The organism is Leuconostoc fallax KCTC 3537 (assembly GCF_000165675.1).
In the GTDB taxonomy this organism is placed as follows: domain Bacteria; phylum Bacillota; class Bacilli; order Lactobacillales; family Lactobacillaceae; genus Leuconostoc_B; species Leuconostoc_B fallax.
The window spans coordinates 24,130-41,866 of record NZ_AEIZ01000026.1; the positions used below are offsets into that span (position 1 = coordinate 24,130).

Sequence of the window (17,737 nt, forward strand, 5' to 3'; positions counted from 1 at the left end):
ACTGGCATTAATGCTCTTTCGGCTGATCTGGTAATAACAAAACAGACCCGGCGCCAATCACTAGTGACACCATGAATAAGATAAATATGGTACCAATCGACGTCCCATTATCCAAAAAGATACCTACCAGCAATGGACCAAGCACAGCACCGATTCGACCAATACCTTGTGCTAATCCTGTCATTGTGCCACGATACGTCATATGATATTGTTCAGGTGTTAATGCAATAATAGCCCCATAAGCACCTAGATTAAAAAAGACAAAATACAACCCGCCAGTAAGGTCATAAACAATGATGTTGCACTACCAAATAATATAGCTCCACCAGCAGTGCCTACCATATATATTGCAAAGACGTATTTAATTTTAATTTTACCCGATAACCATGCTGCACCAAAGTAACCCGGCAATTGCGCAATGATCATTATTACTGAGTAACCGAAGCTAGTCACAATTGTATTGCCACGACTGATTAAAATACTAGGTAACCACATGAACATACCATAATAGCTAAACATTACCATCAACCATGCAAGCCATAACAATGGTGTGGTTCGGGTAAAAGCATGGCGCCAATTATCAATATTATGTCGGTCCTTTACATATTCAACATTGTCCTCTTGAATATGTTTACGAAATAATAATGCCACGAGCGCACTCAATACTGTCAAAAGAAGTAAACCACGCCAGCCTAAATACGGACTCAATAAAAATGATAATAGCGCTGCTACTAGCCAGCCTAATGCCCAAAAGCTATCAGCCAATATTAACATCTTCCGTCTAACCTTCCCTTGGTACAAATCAGATATAAAAGTAGCGGCCACAGGTAGCTCTCCGCCTAATCCAATACCAACGACAAATCGAATAACTAAGAACATGTAAAAGTTTGGTGAAAAGGCCAAAAAAGCATTACCGATTGAAAATATTAATAATGAAATTAATAATGTTTTTTCCGTCCCATCCGGTCAGCCAGATGGCCCAAAATAAACGCACCCAAAATCATACCTACTGTACTCACCGAACTTAACATACCGGTTTGTGCAGCTGTTAATGCCCATTCCTTATGCACCAACGGCATAATATATGACAGCAGACCAACATCCATAGCATCAAACATCCAGGCCGTCCCAATAATAAGAAATACACGTAAATTATGATCCCGATTAACTATCCCTTTTGTCATCCCATTCATCTCCTAATTTTAAATTATTTTAGGTCTTTTTACTTTTAATAAATTATAAACGAATCTGTGGACATTTCAATACTCAATTCAAAATAATAAAAAACCTGTTATTATGACAAAATAACAGGTTACATTAATGATTCATTTTTTACTAAGCTATATGATTTTTGGTTTAAAATACGGCTAACATTCAACTTCAAGTTTGGGACAACATCCTCTTCAAACCACGCATTGCGTTTCAACCAAATGTTATTACGCGGTGACGGATGAACGATTGGAAAATATTGTGGTAAGTACGCCTGATAATTTGCCACGATATCCGTAATTTTATCTTTAGCAGTTAGGTGTAAATAATACTTTTGTGCATAAGCACCAATTAAAATAGTTAATTGTAAATTGGGCATCTGTGCGAGTAAGCGCGTATGCCATTTTTCAGCAACACCTTTTCTCGGCGGCATATCACCAGATTTGGCCTTTCCCGGATAGTAAAAGTCCATGGGAATTACCGCAATTTCACCTGATTCATAAAAAATGTCACGATCAATACCCATCCACTCACGTAAACGATCACCCGACGCATCATTCCACATAATGCCTGTTTCTTGCACTTTTTTACCAGGTGCTTGACCAACGATGAGAATGCGCGCAGCTTTATTCACTGAAAAAATCGGTTCCCATCCCTTATTCGTATATGCGACATTTTGCGAATCTTCCATTATTTCTTGATAGATTGACATCATTTCTCCATAATACTATTTATTAAGGGCTGTGTTTGATAGTCCTACGTCATTAATTTACCAGTATTAAAGGCAAATAACCACCATTGATACATTAAAATTTGCTCATTATGATACGACTATTAAAGGACTTTTTCCAGATTGTACCATTGCTCGTTAGCATGCTGCGATGCTGATTCACCTCGGTTAATATAACCATTTTTTCATAGAATGGAATACGATCTTCTAAACAAGTTAGCGCAATGCTTTCGCGCCCTTGCTCTCTGGCAACCTTTTCTAGAGCTTGTAGTAGTTGACTGCCAACACCTTGTCCTCGTGCTTCTGGTGAAACAGCAACTGTCAAAATCGTTTGATGTCCACCTGTGGCAATATTTTCAGGATTGTCCTCATACATCCAATCTTCAACAAAACGTGCTTGCACCGCTGGGCCACAAATGAATCCCAAAAGTGTTTTCTGCTCATCAATAGCCAATAAAAATGTCTCTGGGAAACGTTGAATTCGCTCAGTATATTGACTAAGTGATCCTGCTTCTTCGGGATTAAAACCAGCATTTTCAATGCGAACAATATCATCCAAATAACTTGACGTTGCATTTATAAATTTCATCACTATACTCCCATTAAACAAGCTTTTATTTTATCTTTATTCAAGATTAATAAGTTTATTATAACGAATGTCCCAGTTTGAGTAAATAATAGCACTTACAAAATGTAACAATATACTAATTTAAGTCACCATCAGCTATTTTTTCTAATAATGGCCGTGAAGGAATGAAAAATAATTGACCAAACAATATATCTGAAAAGTGTAACAAATAGTCTGACTGCTCTAACATTTGTTCCAGCATTGACTTAGTCACTTCCCAATGCCGAGCATAGCCCATAAAGTAAGTGCCTGTTTTACCTGAAGCTGGTTCAGAAAACGGTACATTCATACGAATAATTTTTTGCTCTTCACCATCAATTTCTACCTTAGAAGCCACATTATGTGCATTGTGGTATTTATCTTCATCTTCGAGCTCTAAATCACTAAATTTCTCTCGGCCAACTGCCTTTTCTTGTTCTTCAGTCTTTAAATTATGCCAGAAATCCATATCATGACGCCATTTTTGTGCAAACGCGTAACTGCCATTAATAAATGTCTCATCTTCATCACCAACGAGTGCATATTCTGCTGCATCATGGACATCAGGTGCTTCTGTACCATCAATAAAGCCAATAATTGCACGACCTTCAAAATATCTAAATCCTTTTGTTTCGTCGACTACTTCGGTAATATCCTTTAAGAAACGCATAAATTGTGTTTGCGCTTCATAAACTACCGCCTCATTGCTTGCTCGAATATGGAAGAAAATATCCCCATCAATAGCGGGCATTGTGTATTCATCATGTGACAGCGTTTGATATGTTTCTAACTCTTTTGGCTGGGGAGAATTAGGAAACAAAAATTGCCAGGCTTTTTGACTAAAACCAAAAGCAACCTTTAATTCGCTTTGTGATGCCAAATTTTTATCGCGAATTTTTAATGATCGGATAATCGCTTGTGAGCGATCCGCAAATTCAGCAATCGTCTCTTGGGCTACCTTTTGATTTTCACGAGTTAATTTTAAAATACTGAATTGGACATGTTCTCCAACATCTTTCCAAACATCTTGGGCTTTATTTGCATCAATTGGCATGGTAGTTCTCCTTTTTGTTTACAACTTAGAATAATTCTAACTTGATGTAATGTCAAGTTAATTTTAAAACACAAAAAATACCTGTCGGCTGTTGTCCGCCCTACAAGTATTTTATTTACGCCAAAAATTTGATATATCTTGTTTATCTGAAATATTGTACGCAATCATTTTAGCTAACAAATCAAAATCTGTATGTCCGCCCCACTGGAAACGTACTAAAGCCTTCCCATATGATAATTGCCGTTCATCAAATACTGTTTTAAACTTTTGAATGGCCTTTTGTTCTGGTGCCACTGAGAAGTGCCCTTTCGCAACACTAAAACCGATGATAAAAGTACCATGATCCGTAAACATCGGTTGATTCCAAGCCATTATCTTAGTAAGTTGCGGATACTGACGGCTCACCCAATCCAATACCTGTGCCAATTCATTACGATGCGCTGGATTAGCAATTGTATTGAGATATTCGTCAAAATTAGTGACTTCTTTTGTCATCATAACCTCCTGAACTATCCATATCAATTCTGTGACATATATTAGTTAAAGTTTACAATACTTCTCAAAATGTATAGTCGTATTTGTTTGATAAAATTCGCACCACTACTTCATTCAGCACATACACTTACTTTAAATAATAAAAAACTACGCAACCAGGACAGAATGTGAGATAATAAGCGTCAGAATTTAGAAATATATCCTCAGGAGAAACACACCAAATGACACTAAAAAAGAATAAGTGGACTGCAGCCGGTGCATTGATTGCGCTTGGCATCGTATACGGTGATATCGGTACATCACCGTTGTATACCATGAATTCTGTCTTAAACAGCGCCCGCAATACAGAACAACTACAAGAATTTGTTATCGGTTCTGTGTCACTAGTCTTTTGGACGTTAATGTTGATTACAACGCTCAAGTACGTCTTTATTGCACTACGCGCAGATAATCATGGTGAAGGTGGTATTTTCGCGCTATACAGTCGTGTCAAAGATACGCACAAAAAATGGTTACTTATTCCTGCATTAATTGGTGGTTCTGCATTATTAGCAGATGGCACCTTAACCCCTGCTGTTACCGTAACGACAGCCATCGAAGGTTTAAAAAGTCAGCACATTGGCAACCTAGTCTTCCCAGACAATCAAACTTTAGTCATTGTCATTGTATCGATATTGCTACTCATGATTTTTATTTTTCAAAGAGCTGGTACCAAAAAATTGGTAATATTTTCGGCCCTGTTATGCTGGTATGGTTTGGCTTTATTGGGCTTTTTGGATTCATTAACATCTTTGCTGATTTATCAATTTTAAAAGCGTTATCTCCCGTCTACGCCATACAAATTTTGTTTAGTCCAATAAATAAAAGCGGTATTTTCATTCTTGGTAGTATCTTCTTGGCGACAACTGGTGCCGAAGCACTGTATTCAGATATGGGTCATGTTGGTAAGAAAAATATCTACATTAGTTGGCCATTTGTTTATAGTATGCTAATTTTGAATTATATGGGGCAAGGTGCATGGATTATATCACATAGTCATCAAACCAACTTATTAGAACAATCTTCTAATCCTTTTTTGAAATTTTACCGGGTCCTTGGCGTCTTGTTGGTGTTGCTTTAGCCACTCTAGCTGCTATTATTGCCTCACAAGCATTAATTTCTGGTGCTTATACATTAGTCAGCGAAGCAATCAGTATAAAAGTATTGCCACGATTGAGAACTTTCTATCCCAGTGACACTAGAGGCCAAATGTATATCAGTGCGGTCAATTGGCTATTATGTATCATTGCTATTTTTATTGTTATCTCCTTTAGAACATCGCATAATATGGAAGCGGCCTATGGTCTCTCAATTACAATTACGATGTTAATGACAACTGTTTTACTATTTGAATTTATTCGTCGACAAAGCAAAACCATTTTTGCGATTACCTTCTTGCTCATTTTTGGTTTTATTGAATCTGTTTTCCTCATTGCAAGTTTAGGGAAATTCCTTCACGGTGGTTATGCCACACTGATTATTATGGGAGTCATTTTGGCCGTTATGGTGCTTTGGTTCTATGGCAATAAGCGACGTGAAGCCATTTCAAGTAAGGATGATTATCTAACATTAAAAGACTATCGTAAACAATTAATGAATTTATCAAAGGATGTCGACGAACCAACCTTTGCAACGAACTTAGTTTATATCGCCAATATGCACCAAAATTATGCGCTCAAACGTTCAATCATCTATTCCTTGATTGGTTCTCGTCCGAAAAAGGCAGCCGTTTACTGGTTTGTGACGGTTCAAGAGTCATCTGATCCCCACGAAAAAAGTTATACACTCGACATGTTGGGAACAGAAAATATTATTCACGTTACTTTGTACCTTGGCTTTAAAGTTGAACCGCAAATTCACACCTACATTAAACAAATCGCCAATAACCTCGTCAAACAAAAGATTTTGTCACCACAATTCCCTAAATATGCCATTGATAAACATGGTAATATTGGTGACTTTAAGTACGTTATTGCGACTCAATATTATGCTGATTTGCTAAACCTACCACAAATTAGTTCAATTGATCGCTTACTCATCGGTGGTAGATTATGGTTACAATCACACACTGTATCACCAAGTAACTTTTATGGCCTAGAATTCAGTGATGTTATTGAAGAAACTGTGCCATTATTCATCGAACAATCTGACAAAAAGAAATTGGTCCAACGTTCAATTAAGAATACTATTAAAAAAATACAGTCCTAGTATCAATAAAGTGGCATACAAAATATTTATAATCATAATTTGAACAACTTTTACCCCTTCGTCATATAATAAGGGTGTAGGCGATATTGATCACCTAGTAATCGAAAGGAGCAAAAGCAATGGCAGATAATAAGTTAATCAATCCCGGCACTGATAATCAGCCCGCTGGCCGTTACCAAGAGGTTGGACCTCGAGGTGGCACCGTTCCCGATGGTAAAAACGTCATGATCGATCAAGGTGACCGCTTGCCACCTACCAATAAGCCCGGAGATAAATGGGTTAAGGCATAAATCGATTTATAATTGAATATTAAAAGTCCGCTATGTTAGCGGGCTTTTTTGGTTAATTTAATTACGATCCATATAGTATCATCACGTTTTGCACAAAAAAGAAGGCAACTACTTTCCTTCTCTTCTCAGCTTTAAATATAATTAATCTGATACTTTAACAACGGCTTTGTTCACATTTTCAATCTTACCTTCTAGACAATCTTCAACTTCTTCCAGAGATAATTCATGACTGATTGAACTTTCAGCTTCAATATTACCAGATTGCAGTAAGGCAATTGAATCTTCAAAGGCAAACGGATTAATGAATGAACCTTGAATCGTTAATTGCTTTTGGAAAATTTCATATGTGTTGATTTCAAATGTTTGATCAGGCTTACCAACACCAAACATTAATACTTGTCCACCCTTGGCTGCCATTTCGATGGCTGCCTTTTGGGTTGCTGGTAAACCAACGGCTTCAACAACAATATCATAGCCTGACTTAATGTCATCTTTTAAGGTATTAAAAGTCTCAACTGCACCAAGTTCTTTCATTTTCTTTAACTTTTCATCACTGATACCTGCAGCATCGACTTGATGAACACCGTAAGATTGAAGTGCTTGTACAAATAATTGGCCAATAAAGCCATCCCCAATAACCAAAGCCTTTTGATAAGGCGTTAACTTGATTAGGTTGATACCATGAATCACACAGCTAATTGGTTCAATCATGGCAGCTGCTTTAAACGACACATTTTCTGGAATTGAATAAACAACTGATGAAGGCGCCGTTGTGTACTCTTCAAAACCACCGTCACGTGTTACCCCAACAGCAGATAATCCGTCTGATAATTCAGGACGGCCAGTACGCGTGTAAAAATCATCATCTTTATAAATATTGGGGTCAATTGCGACACGATCTCCAACTTTAACATTTGTGACATTTTTCCCAATCGCAGCTACTGTACCAGAATTTTCATGTCCTAATACAATAGGTGGCTCTGCTGGTGCTGATCCGGGCAAGCCACCATAAAGATGCTTATCAGTGCCACAGATACCAGCATACACAATTTTTACCAAAACCTCATCATCTTGGGGTTTTGGCTGTTCTAAGTCCTCGATAGCTAACTGCTTGATGCCATTCAAAACAAGTGCTTTCATGAATTCTTATCTCCGTATTCTTCAAATATATGGACATATAAATAGTAACCATTACTATTTGATACAAGAATAACAAACTTCCATTGCAGATACAATAGTAAAAGTTATTTTATATGCGATAATTTTAATCAATTTCATGATAAAAAGTGTATAATGGCGGTGCAGTCATTAACAGATATCAAATTGATATCAGAAAGGTATTCAGAATGAACAAAAAAGATACTGCCCTTTTTTCAGCGATTGATATTGCTTACAATGATCCCGACGTTAAAGATAATGCTGATCTAGCAAGAATATTATTAAATTCTGCCAAGGCACTCGAGAATGGTGTCAATCGCCAAACAATCAAAACTAAATTAAACAATGCGATTGTAGGATATTCTCTGACGCATAATATGAAACTACCAGCCGCAATAGTAAAACTACATCAAATAATTAGTCCAAGCGCTGAATTTTTCGAGAGGAATTCCTGCAATTGGTCAATGGTTATCACGTTAGTCATCCGCAGTTATAACAATTGCTGAATATAGCAAAATATCCTGATAATCTCAGTGACCAATGATTTGTTGGCATCAACCTTATCAGGATATTTTTATAATTATCAATAGCGGATTAACAGAAAACTAAGTAAAAGAAACTGTCCTTATGGATAGTTTCTTTTACTTAGTTTTCTAATTCATGATAAGCTTCTGTAACCCAATTTAATGCTAGTGCTGTATTCACTTTCACACCATTTTGTGCTAATACACTGGCAAAAATTGATAAGAATCTTAACACATAATGTTTCTGTGCAACATATCCCATCAAACCAACACGCCAAATTCTGCCTGCCATTGGTCCAAAACTTGATGCAATTTCAACACCATAATCATTAAGCAGAATAGCTCTTATTTTATCTCCAGCAACACCTTCTGGAATTTCAACAGCTACCATATTAGGCATTTCGTGGTCTTCGTCACCAAATATTTTCAAGCCCAATTTTTTGAGACCTTCTTTTAATATCTGTTGTTGCTTTATTTGCCTATTAAAGCGCTCAAATATTCCCTCATTTTCAACAGCTAATGAAAGAGCCTCATGCAAAGTATAATTTAAAATTGTTGATTCTGTATGATGATTCAACCTTGCCGGTGACCAATAATCCATCAACTGTGTTAAATCAAGATAGTTTGAATTAATATAATTCTCTGATATATCGGATTCTGACGTCGCCACTCCTGCTTCGACACGTTTACGTAACTTAATTTCATCTGCAAAACGTTCATTAAACGTAATTGGTGTAATACCAGCCGGTGCTGATAATGATTTTTGAGCGCCTCCAATTACTGCATCTAACTCCCAATCATCAACGGGAATACTTACTCCCATAAAGCTAGCTACAGCATCTACAATTGTGAATGCTCCAACGGTTTTCGCAGCTGCACCGATTTTATCAATAGGTTGTAATCTTCCAGTCGATGTTTCGCCATGTACAATAGCTAATACTTTGGGTTTAACTTCATTAATTTTCTTAATAATATCCTCTTGATTAAATACTGTTCCCCAATCAGTATCCATCGTAATAACTTTGCCACCAGCGCGTGTAGCTAATTCTACTGCCAAATCACCAAATCGCCCCATCCGTGGCACCAACACTTTATCTCCGGGTGAAACAATTGAATTAATAACGGCTTCTAATCCTGCTCTTGAAGCCCCATCAATTGGAAATGACCAATAATTTTTAGTCTGAAATGCTTTACGAATAAAATCCATATTTTCATTCATAATTTGTGTAAATGCAGGATCAAATTGTCCCAAAATAGCATTACTTGCAGCTTGTGAAACACGTGGATCTACCATAGTCGGTCCAGGTGTCATAATTTGACGATCAGTAATTTCCAGTGACATAATTTTATCTCCAATTCTAATATGCTAACTTGTAAAGAGCTTTTTTTAACACATGTTGACCATTTAAAAGATCATCATCTTGTGTTTGTTCTAGTGGTGAATGACTAACACCATCAATACTAGGTACAAAAATCATTCCAGTAGGTATTTTGTAAGATATAACCTGTGCATCATGCCCTGCACCTGAAGGCAATGAAGTATAAGTTAATTCATGATCTTCCGTTGCAGCAACCAAAATTTTCTGTAACTCGTCAGACATTTTAGTTGATTTTACATTGGTTGTGGGTTCAATAGTACCCTGATACTGATGGACTATATTTTCAACTTGAGCGAAGTACTTTTCCAAAATATCCTGGTTAAGTTGCCGCATATCTAATGAAAAAGTAACTTCTCCAGGAACAACATTTGACACATTAGGTAGTACATCAAATTGTCCAATAGTGTAACGTAAATCAGCTACATCATCAAGACATTCATGAATGTTACTGATTAATTCTATAGCTTGTCGTAAAGCATCATGTCGCATATTCATTGGCGTTGTGCCCGCATGGTTAGCTTGTCCGACAATTTTAATTTGTGCTCGTTTTTGTCCAACAATACCTGTGACAATACCAATATTTTGAGATGTTTGTTCTAGAATTGGTCCTTGTTCAATATGTAATTCGAGATATTTCCCAATATTCCAATACTCTTGAATGGGCATCTCATGTTGAAGTTCAGTCACTGCTAATTGTCGAGCAGTTTCAAAAACAACTCCCTTGTTATCAGCAAGACTTAAAATACTTTCGTCAAATTGATTAGTTAAATAACGAGACCCTGTAAACGTCGCATCAAAGCGTGAACCTTCTTCTTCAGAAAAAGATACTGAAACTATTGGTACTTTAGGGGTACCATGCTGCTGTACGAGCTCACCTAATGACGTTAAACTAGAAAGTACACCATAGGTACCATCTAAACTACCACCGTTAATTACTGTATCAATATGTGAACCTGTTAAGATAACTGGTTGTTTATTAATATCTTTAGAAGTAGATGCGTATACATTACCCATGTTATCCACAAACGGATATAACCCATAATTGCGTGCAATTTCAGCATATTTTTTTGTGCTAATATCCAGTGTTCATCGTACACACATCTAGTAACACCATGCTGGTTAGTTGCGCCAATCATCTTAAACTCGTTCAATAATGTGATTAAACTTTTTAATTGTGTGATTTTTGACATGCCATCTCCTTAATAAGATTATTATGTCAATAATTCTCGCAACAAGCATTGTAAAATTGCATAATTTAAGCTAATATTTTAGTTAAAATTTATAAATTTGGAGCTGCTATGCAACTATCTATACTATTAAATCAACCACAATTCAATCGTATTCTTTTAGCTAATCATACTGCAAATTTAGATGTCAATGTTATTACGATTGGTATGATGGAAGCACCGGATATAGCAGAATATGTCGTACCTGGTCAGATACTGGTGACCACAGGTTTTCACTTTCAAAATAATATTCCCGCATTAATTGCCCTTATTGAGGTCATGTCAAAACATCGTGCAGCAGCTATAGGTATTAAACAACATCGCTATTTTGACAAGATTCCCGATGTAGTTTTGCAAAAAGCTAATGACCTCAAATTTGCAATTCTTCTACTACCGGCAGACGTTGGATTATCAGTTATTGTGCGTGATTTATTACATGTTGTCTTAGAACAGCAAACTGACCAATTAACTAATATTATGCAACAAACACTTTTATTATCACAATTCATATTGAAAGGGAGAAGCGATCAGGAAATACTAACACAAATTGCTTCTCTATTAGGCCATAATGTTTTTTTGATCAACTCATATGGCCAATTGATTTCAAAAAATAACAACGCCATTATTAATCAAGAAGATCTAGAAGAGAACACTCGAAAGTTAGATCTACTCAGTATTAATAACCAACAACTATTGTACTTAAAAGATACTGCAGTTTTACTATTTCCATTAAAATCGGACAACAATTTAAATCGACGCTTTTTAATTCTTCAACAAAAATCAATAGAATATTCTGAACAACGGTTACTCATTGAAAATATTGTTAATCTTTTGAGCTTAGAAAATATGAAAGTTCAAATGAATATATCGACTTCCCGCATTCGCCAAAACGAATTATTTGTTACTTTACTAAACCAATCACTTTCAAAAAATATTATCTCAAGCAACCTCAAACTCAATGGATTCAGTGTTGACGATTATTATCAAGCTTTTGCCATTGAAGATATGAATTTTATTAAAGCACCCAATCATAATTCTATTATGCATCGTGTTTCTTCATTAATTCATTGGTTTTTTGAAAAAAGGATATTACTCCGATTACTATTTATTGGAATTTTCAATTATTTGTTTTATTACCATATTCTACTAATATATTAGCCGAATTAAAATTATTACAAAACTTCCTACAACAAACACTTGTTAACTCAAAGATACACATTGGTTACACACCTTATGAGCAAACATTGCTAGATATCAAAAAACTTGTTAATGAAGCAACTGAAGCATTAACATTATCTATTCATAGTAATAAAGCCAAATTAACAAAATTTCGACCAAAACAAGTATCTGATCTCCTACAATTATTACCTGAAAAAGAGACAACCACTTTTATTGATAACATTCTAAAACCCATACTGGATATTAAAAATAAAGACGAGCGTGAACAATTATTGCAAACTATTGCTTATTACTTTACAGAAAACCGTTCAATTCTATCTGTATCAAAAATATTATTTGTTCATCGAAATACTACGATGTATCGTTTAAAAAAGATCGAAAAACTACTCGGATTTCAGTTGGATGATTTCAATGAAAGTGAACAATTACAATTAGCAATTCGATTATATATGTTAAACAAGCCAAAAATTTAATTTTTTGTATTGAAAGCACGATGAAATGTTTTATTTTTTCTACATAATTAACTAAAGATTAGTTTTTAAGGAGAAATTATGACAAATCATCAAACCAATGCTAATATTGTTCAAAATTCCTGGAAAAAATAGTGCTTTTAAACTTTTTTGGCTGGATTTTTATATATGCTGATCGTACTATTTTAAATCCAATTATGCCAAATATTCAAAGTCATTTTGACTTGAATAATTCACAACTAGGTTTGATTTCATCCGTCTTTTTTCTAACCTATACCTTTGCACAAATTCCTTTTGCTGCTATTGCAGATTACCTTGGGAAAAAATGGGTTATCGGATTAGGATTTGTTTTTTTGGTCTAATGACACTGCTTTCTGGTATTGTAACCACATTTGGCCTTTTCTTATTGATGCGTGCACTGACAGGAATTGGTGAAGGAACATTTTATGGTCCCTCATTCAGTCTAGCTTCTGAAAATATTCCTACTAAAAAATTAACATTCGGTACAGCGCTTATTAATTCCGGACAAGCATTCGGACAAGCAGCTGGTACACTACTTTCTAGCTTTTTAGTATTACAATATAATATGCATTGGTCTTCACCGTTTATCATTATTTCAATTCCAACCGTTCTTGTTGGCTTAATGTATCTCATCTTTGTTAATGAAAAACGCCGTCTTAAAAATTTAGAATCAAATAATCTTCATAGCACTATGTATCAAAATAGCAACAATGAACTAATTAAAATAGACGTTAAAGCATTATTCAATAAAAATTTAATACTCACTTACCTTTTGCTATTCGCGTCAATTTACGGTCAAATTGCCATGTTAACATGGTTACCCCAATTTTTAATTACCGATCGCGGTATATCTGGTGCCAGTGTTGGTTGGATTGCTTCCATCGTACCTTTTGCCTCCATACCAAGCTCCCTAATTTTTGCAAGAATTAATGATAAATTATCTAACCCAAAATTACTGCTTTATATCTTGATTCCCATCGCTGCCTTAGCACTCATGATTGGTATGTCAATTAACTCTTACCCTGTACTAATTATTGCCCTATTAGTTTATGGATTTACCGGTAAAATGGCTATTGACCCTATTTTACTTTATACAGTTAACAAGAATGCCAAAGCTAATCAATTATCTACAACCCTTGGCGTATACAATTTCTTTGGTATGATTGCATCCATTCTAGCACCATATCTTACTGGCGTATTTATTGATCTAACTGGTAGCATGGTTATTGGTTTTTACTTTTCAGCCATTTTACTAATTCTTGGTTTGGTGGGCTTTAGTTTCGTTAAATATGAGAAATAATACATTTAATGGACTACACCATCAATCAATCGACATACCAAAAGAGCGGATATGTCATTTCAAAACTACTTTTATATAGTTAAAAAATGCTTGTGTGTATTATGTTGAGCTACTACAAACCACCTTTCAAAAAAGAAATTTGTGAAATATGATGGTATTGAACATTCAGTTTGTGCTATCGTGTTTCAAACAAAAATTCCTTGTCCATATTTTATATGAAGTAGAGTTCATTGCAGCACTGAAGAATTATTTTTACTAAATAAAAAGGAACCTGTATTGATATAAAGGTTCCTTTTTATTTTAAAATATACGTTATTAAATATTCTCTATCCGTTTTTTATTGTATTACCTTTTTGAAAAAATAAAATACATTTTACCATTGTGCTGATTATTACAAACTAAAAATAGCATATCCATTTATTATTTTTATATAACATACTGCTCCACCTGGATTCGAACCAGGGACCTGCGCATTAACAGTGCGTTATTCTACCGCTGAACTATGGAGCAACAATAATTCTAGTATATTATCTTAACTCATAGTGGTCAATACAGTAATCAAATTAATATTTTTAAATAACTATGTACTTTATTTTAAACAATATCTAGTCAGCACATATAAAAAATATTAATAATTCTCCATTTTTATATACAGTAAAAATCTATCGTTGAAAAGTTGAAGCATAATACAGTATCATAATGGATTCTCAAAAATAGATGTTAATTAACATCTTTCAAATAATGTGGTTTCGTTTGTCTTTAATTGTAGATAATCAACTTTGTCGAGTGATAATAAAACATTTTTACTATCAAATAATTCATTATCAAATTTTTCAAGTACCATTTGGTTTTGATTAAAACTTTTAACAAATCCAATTAAAAAGTCGTCGCCACTTTTGACAAGAATGAGATGTCGATTCTTAATTGTTGTGCTGATAATTTGAGTCAAAAATACTTCATCCTGATCAATTGCCAACTGTAAATTAAATGGGTTAAAATTATCATGCTGTTCTTGATATGCAACGAATGAACGCATCATGTCAAGATATTTGGATTGCTCAGCTAACATGTACAATATCTTGCTTTCTTATCCATCTAAAGGAATCATGCCGCCCTACGCTGTCAATTGATTGGATGACAACTTCATTGTCATTATTGAATGCAATATCGCCAACTAAAAAACTATTACTATCAAATCGTGTGTAAATTTCATTTAAATACATGGTTGTTCCCTTTTTATAAAGTAAGCATATTTTTTGAATGAGATACCGTTCTTTATCGCGTTAATTAACTGACCTCAAAAATTTATTATATCAATATTTTTATCCATCGAACGCAATTTAGTCCAATACTTCAATCATTATTTACAATAAATCATTTATTAGTAATATCGCATACCCCTCAAACTTAATCACTGTGTTTTAAACACCGACGTGGTAATATTTAGTGGTGAAGTGTTTATTGTTAATGACTCGGTTACTCAACTTTTTAACTTTTTACACTTCCAAGGCTGGAGTATATGCTTCAGTCTTTTATTTTCTGAAAATTAACATTATTTTTCAGAAAGTGGTATTATGAAGTTGCAAGTAGATCTCTCCTTTAAAAATTTATTATGAGATTTTTTTACCAAATGTATTTACTTGCACACCAATATAATTTTTTAATAACGATATATTTCACTCCCATTATTGATGTATGACTGACCAGTCTTGAAATATCGTTTTTAAAATGTTATTTTGGTTTTTATTTTTAACTTAATCAAGATACGATATATTAATCATATTCAAATGATTAATCATTTGAATAATTGAATCAGAATACACACTATCTTAAGTTACAATCCTTAAATCCATCGTGTATCTCTGATTCTTTTTTGTTGCTCATAACAATTATTTTTCACTGTAGATGCTACTACAGCTCGTTTACCTATGGGAATCTCATATTTAATTTGTAAATAAAAAGCAGTCTATCCAATTTTAATAGACTACTTTTTTATATTACTGGCCCTGAGTAATGACATTTAAATGGCTCGTGTCATACGCAACTCTAGCATGATTAGTCTGTATTAGCCTTTTATCCAATAAATTATGGTCTTTATCGTAGTGATACTGATATATTTCACCACACCTATAAACCATAGCACCCTCTTTTATAAACTTCTCATTAACCATTTTAATTTCATAATTGTCTTCTTGTGGTTGAGAGACATATAGTTCACCATGTAAATGTGTATCACCAACATAAGTCACTAATTGATATGTAGAGTTGGTATTATTTTTAAACCTATAATCTAAATAATTATAAACGATAGATGTTCCACTGCCAAAAGGTACCTGTCGATCAGAGTCAGGAAACATATCCACTTGCTCATGATGATACTTTTCAACGATATCTAGCGGTGTATGTAGTATCATCCAATGTATCAAATTACTAAATTGACACAGACCACCGCCGGTTCCTTTCTTGAGTTCGCCATCGTTAGCTACCATTAATCCCATTTTGTAACCATCATTTTCTGTACACCGTCCCACCAAATGCCAAAACGAAAAGGTTTCACCCGGCCTAATTAACACATGATTTACTCTTGGCGCTGCAATATTCAAATTAGCTACTTTTGCTTCTTCAACAGGAAGCGGAACTTTACGTAACCTGCGTCGCATCAACGATTGATGACTAAAAACCAAATACGGCAATTGCTCGTCAGATTTTTCTTCTGATAATTTTTTCCTTATTCTATCTAATATTTTACGCTTTAAAATATGTCCTTCGTACGATATTTTATAAGTCAAAGGCGAAATTTCACAAAATAACTTCCTATTCATACTACTCTCCATTATCTCCACATTAAATTACGGGTAAATGTTAACACACATGTAGAAATAGTTGTAAGCGCATTCATTTTCTTAACATTTTCATAATAAAAAATTATACTAATTACTCCCATTTTGTTGCTCATAACATGATTCACGCTTGCCTTTATTGCCTTTATTTAACTTTAAGTACCTTTGGCCATTTGATATGATATATGTATATTTAAGGAGGATTTAAAGATGCAATCATACTCAAATAAAGATGAATTAATTCAAGCCATTCAAACAAGCTATCAAAAATACATTGAAGAATTTAAGAATATTCCTAATGATTTGAAAGATAAACGTGTTGAGACAGTAGATCGGACTCCCGCTGAAAACCTTGCCTATCAAATTGGATGGATTACTGCTTTATTGAATTGGGAAAATGACGAAATGGCGGGAAAAGAGGTCTTCGTGCCTGCTAAGGGTTACAAATGGAATAACTTAGGTGGCTTGTATCAATCTTTCTATCAAACATACAGTGGCCATTCCTTGCCAGAATTAATCGACTTACTGACGTTACGCGTAACAGAGCTATGCAATTTGGTAGAAAAGCTACCTGCTGATATTCTTTTTGAACCAAACCATCGTCGATGGGCCACAATAAACGCACAATGGCCCGTCTGGAAATGGGTTCATATCAACTCTGTAGCACCCTTTAAAACATTCAGAACTAAAATCCGTAAATGGAAGAAGGCTGTTATTTAAAAACCAGCTACGAATTAGCGAGGACCCGGTTTCCGTATCATAGCGTGTTTTAGTATATTCATGTCAGTTGAAGCCGTTTAGAAGAATATATAAATGGAGAACATATAAATTATTAAGAAAAGTAAATCATCAATAAAATTATGGGAATTTTGGTTTTTCATTTTTTCCATAATACTTGTTTCTATCACTGGGGTATCTTATCCAATTTTTATGAACAGCAGTATTCAGAATATGTTCACAGTCGGTCAGTATCACTTAAATATTTTAAAATCACTATTTCCAATTTTA

Annotated in this window: 13 protein-coding genes, 1 tRNA gene and 4 pseudogenes; 7 read left to right on the forward strand and 11 right to left on the reverse strand. The window is 34.6% G+C overall.

What is annotated here, in order from left to right; all coding sequences use genetic code 11:
- Window positions 1-7: 7 nt before the first annotated feature.
- The 5 genes and pseudogenes from LEUFL_RS12050 to LEUFL_RS0107365 all read right to left on the reverse strand — a co-directional run bounded on the left by LEUFL_RS12050 (window position 8) and on the right by LEUFL_RS0107365 (window position 4,098).
- A pseudogene (locus tag LEUFL_RS12050) lies at window positions 8-1,184 on the reverse strand (MFS transporter).
- 128 nt (window positions 1,185-1,312) lie between these two features.
- Window positions 1,313-1,921 (reverse strand): uracil-DNA glycosylase family protein, encoded by a 609-nt coding sequence (locus LEUFL_RS0107350; protein WP_010008516.1) that lies wholly within the window; start codon window positions 1,919-1,921, stop codon window positions 1,313-1,315.
- A gap of 122 nt (window positions 1,922-2,043) precedes the next feature.
- Window positions 2,044-2,528 (reverse strand): annotated as a pseudogene (locus LEUFL_RS10430) (GNAT family N-acetyltransferase).
- A 115-nt stretch (window positions 2,529-2,643) separates the two neighbouring features.
- Window positions 2,644-3,600 carry a Dyp-type peroxidase gene (locus LEUFL_RS0107360; protein WP_010008518.1) on the reverse strand — a complete coding sequence of 319 codons (957 nt, stop codon included), beginning with the start codon at window positions 3,598-3,600 and terminating at the stop codon, window positions 2,644-2,646.
- 111 nt (window positions 3,601-3,711) lie between these two features.
- A complete protein-coding gene (locus LEUFL_RS0107365; RefSeq protein ID WP_237697930.1) occupies window positions 3,712-4,098 on the reverse strand; it encodes an iron chaperone in 387 nt (128 codons plus the stop codon).
- Between the two features lie 218 nt (window positions 4,099-4,316).
- Here LEUFL_RS0107365 and LEUFL_RS12055 point away from each other — a divergent pair.
- Window positions 4,317-6,342 (forward strand): annotated as a pseudogene (locus LEUFL_RS12055) (KUP/HAK/KT family potassium transporter).
- A gap of 119 nt (window positions 6,343-6,461) precedes the next feature.
- Window positions 6,462-6,632: a YjzC family protein gene (locus tag LEUFL_RS12715; RefSeq protein ID WP_010008520.1), complete on the forward strand. Its 171-nt coding sequence runs from the start codon at window positions 6,462-6,464 to the stop codon at window positions 6,630-6,632.
- A 141-nt stretch (window positions 6,633-6,773) separates the two neighbouring features.
- Here the strand turns inward: LEUFL_RS12715 and LEUFL_RS0107380 are convergent, their stop codons facing one another.
- Window positions 6,774-7,772: a zinc-dependent alcohol dehydrogenase family protein gene (locus LEUFL_RS0107380; protein ID WP_010008521.1), complete on the reverse strand. Its 999-nt coding sequence runs from the start codon at window positions 7,770-7,772 to the stop codon at window positions 6,774-6,776.
- Between the two features lie 206 nt (window positions 7,773-7,978).
- On the opposite strand from LEUFL_RS0107380, the gene LEUFL_RS10440 reads away from it, so the two are divergent.
- Entirely contained in the window at window positions 7,979-8,296 is a 318-nt protein-coding gene (locus LEUFL_RS10440) for a bacteriocin immunity protein (protein ID WP_010008522.1), read from the forward strand.
- Window positions 8,297-8,435: 139 nt separating this feature from the next.
- Here LEUFL_RS10440 and LEUFL_RS0107390 read toward each other — a convergent pair whose 3' ends face one another.
- Both LEUFL_RS0107390 and LEUFL_RS12060 read right to left on the reverse strand, forming a co-directional pair.
- Window positions 8,436-9,656, reverse strand: coding sequence for a pyridoxal-phosphate-dependent aminotransferase family protein (locus LEUFL_RS0107390; RefSeq protein WP_010008523.1), 1,221 nt, complete (start codon window positions 9,654-9,656; stop codon window positions 8,436-8,438).
- A 16-nt stretch (window positions 9,657-9,672) separates the two neighbouring features.
- Window positions 9,673-10,707, reverse strand: a complete 1,035-nt coding sequence (locus LEUFL_RS12060; protein ID WP_010008524.1) for a Zn-dependent hydrolase — start codon at window positions 10,705-10,707, stop codon at window positions 9,673-9,675.
- A 284-nt stretch (window positions 10,708-10,991) separates the two neighbouring features.
- Between LEUFL_RS12060 and LEUFL_RS0107400 the strand changes: the two genes are divergently transcribed.
- The 3 genes and pseudogenes from LEUFL_RS0107400 to LEUFL_RS12065 all read left to right on the forward strand — a co-directional run bounded on the left by LEUFL_RS0107400 (window position 10,992) and on the right by LEUFL_RS12065 (window position 13,889).
- Window positions 10,992-12,077 (forward strand): PucR family transcriptional regulator ligand-binding domain-containing protein, encoded by a 1,086-nt coding sequence (locus LEUFL_RS0107400; protein ID WP_029508716.1) that lies wholly within the window; start codon window positions 10,992-10,994, stop codon window positions 12,075-12,077.
- 86 nt (window positions 12,078-12,163) lie between these two features.
- On the forward strand, window positions 12,164-12,571 hold the full coding sequence (locus LEUFL_RS0107405) for a PucR family transcriptional regulator (RefSeq protein ID WP_029508717.1): 408 nt from the start codon (window positions 12,164-12,166) through the stop codon (window positions 12,569-12,571).
- A gap of 194 nt (window positions 12,572-12,765) precedes the next feature.
- A pseudogene (locus LEUFL_RS12065) lies at window positions 12,766-13,889 on the forward strand (MFS transporter).
- A gap of 438 nt (window positions 13,890-14,327) precedes the next feature.
- On the opposite strand, the gene LEUFL_RS0107415 reads toward LEUFL_RS12065, so the two are convergent.
- From LEUFL_RS0107415 to LEUFL_RS0107430, 3 genes are all read right to left on the reverse strand, one after another.
- Window positions 14,328-14,399, reverse strand: a tRNA-Asn gene (locus LEUFL_RS0107415).
- Window positions 14,400-14,613: 214 nt separating this feature from the next.
- On the reverse strand, window positions 14,614-14,958 hold the full coding sequence (locus LEUFL_RS0107420) for a hypothetical protein (RefSeq protein ID WP_010008525.1): 345 nt from the start codon (window positions 14,956-14,958) through the stop codon (window positions 14,614-14,616).
- A 928-nt stretch (window positions 14,959-15,886) separates the two neighbouring features.
- The gene (locus LEUFL_RS0107430; protein WP_010008527.1) at window positions 15,887-16,711 is read right to left on the reverse strand and encodes a VanW family protein; all 825 of its coding nucleotides are present in this window, start codon (window positions 16,709-16,711) and stop codon (window positions 15,887-15,889) included.
- A gap of 228 nt (window positions 16,712-16,939) precedes the next feature.
- Between LEUFL_RS0107430 and LEUFL_RS0107435 the strand changes: the two genes are divergently transcribed.
- A complete protein-coding gene (locus tag LEUFL_RS0107435) occupies window positions 16,940-17,449 on the forward strand; it encodes a ClbS/DfsB family four-helix bundle protein (RefSeq protein WP_010008528.1) in 510 nt (169 codons plus the stop codon).
- Window positions 17,450-17,737 lie beyond the last annotated feature (288 nt).

Excerpts from the sequence above, each read along its gene's own strand:
- LEUFL_RS0107350 (WP_010008516.1), bottom strand. The coding sequence starts at position 1,921 with ATGTCAATCTATCAAGAAATAATGGAAGATTCGCAAAATGTCGCATAT.
- LEUFL_RS0107360 (WP_010008518.1), bottom strand. The coding sequence starts at position 3,600 with ATGCCAATTGATGCAAATAAAGCCCAAGATGTTTGGAAAGATGTTGGA.
- LEUFL_RS0107365 (WP_237697930.1), bottom strand. The coding sequence starts at position 4,098 with ATGATGACAAAAGAAGTCACTAATTTTGACGAATATCTCAATACAATT.
- LEUFL_RS12715 (WP_010008520.1), top strand. The coding sequence starts at position 6,462 with ATGGCAGATAATAAGTTAATCAATCCCGGCACTGATAATCAGCCCGCT.
- LEUFL_RS0107380 (WP_010008521.1), bottom strand. The coding sequence starts at position 7,772 with ATGAAAGCACTTGTTTTGAATGGCATCAAGCAGTTAGCTATCGAGGAC.
- LEUFL_RS10440 (WP_010008522.1), top strand. The coding sequence starts at position 7,979 with ATGAACAAAAAAGATACTGCCCTTTTTTCAGCGATTGATATTGCTTAC.
- LEUFL_RS0107390 (WP_010008523.1), bottom strand. The coding sequence starts at position 9,656 with ATGTCACTGGAAATTACTGATCGTCAAATTATGACACCTGGACCGACT.
- LEUFL_RS12060 (WP_010008524.1), bottom strand. The coding sequence starts at position 10,707 with ATGGGTAATGTATACGCATCTACTTCTAAAGATATTAATAAACAACCA.
- LEUFL_RS0107400 (WP_029508716.1), top strand. The coding sequence starts at position 10,992 with ATGCAACTATCTATACTATTAAATCAACCACAATTCAATCGTATTCTT.
- LEUFL_RS0107420 (WP_010008525.1), bottom strand. The coding sequence starts at position 14,958 with ATGTTAGCTGAGCAATCCAAATATCTTGACATGATGCGTTCATTCGTT.
- LEUFL_RS0107430 (WP_010008527.1), bottom strand. The coding sequence starts at position 16,711 with ATGAATAGGAAGTTATTTTGTGAAATTTCGCCTTTGACTTATAAAATA.
- LEUFL_RS0107435 (WP_010008528.1), top strand. The coding sequence starts at position 16,940 with ATGCAATCATACTCAAATAAAGATGAATTAATTCAAGCCATTCAAACA.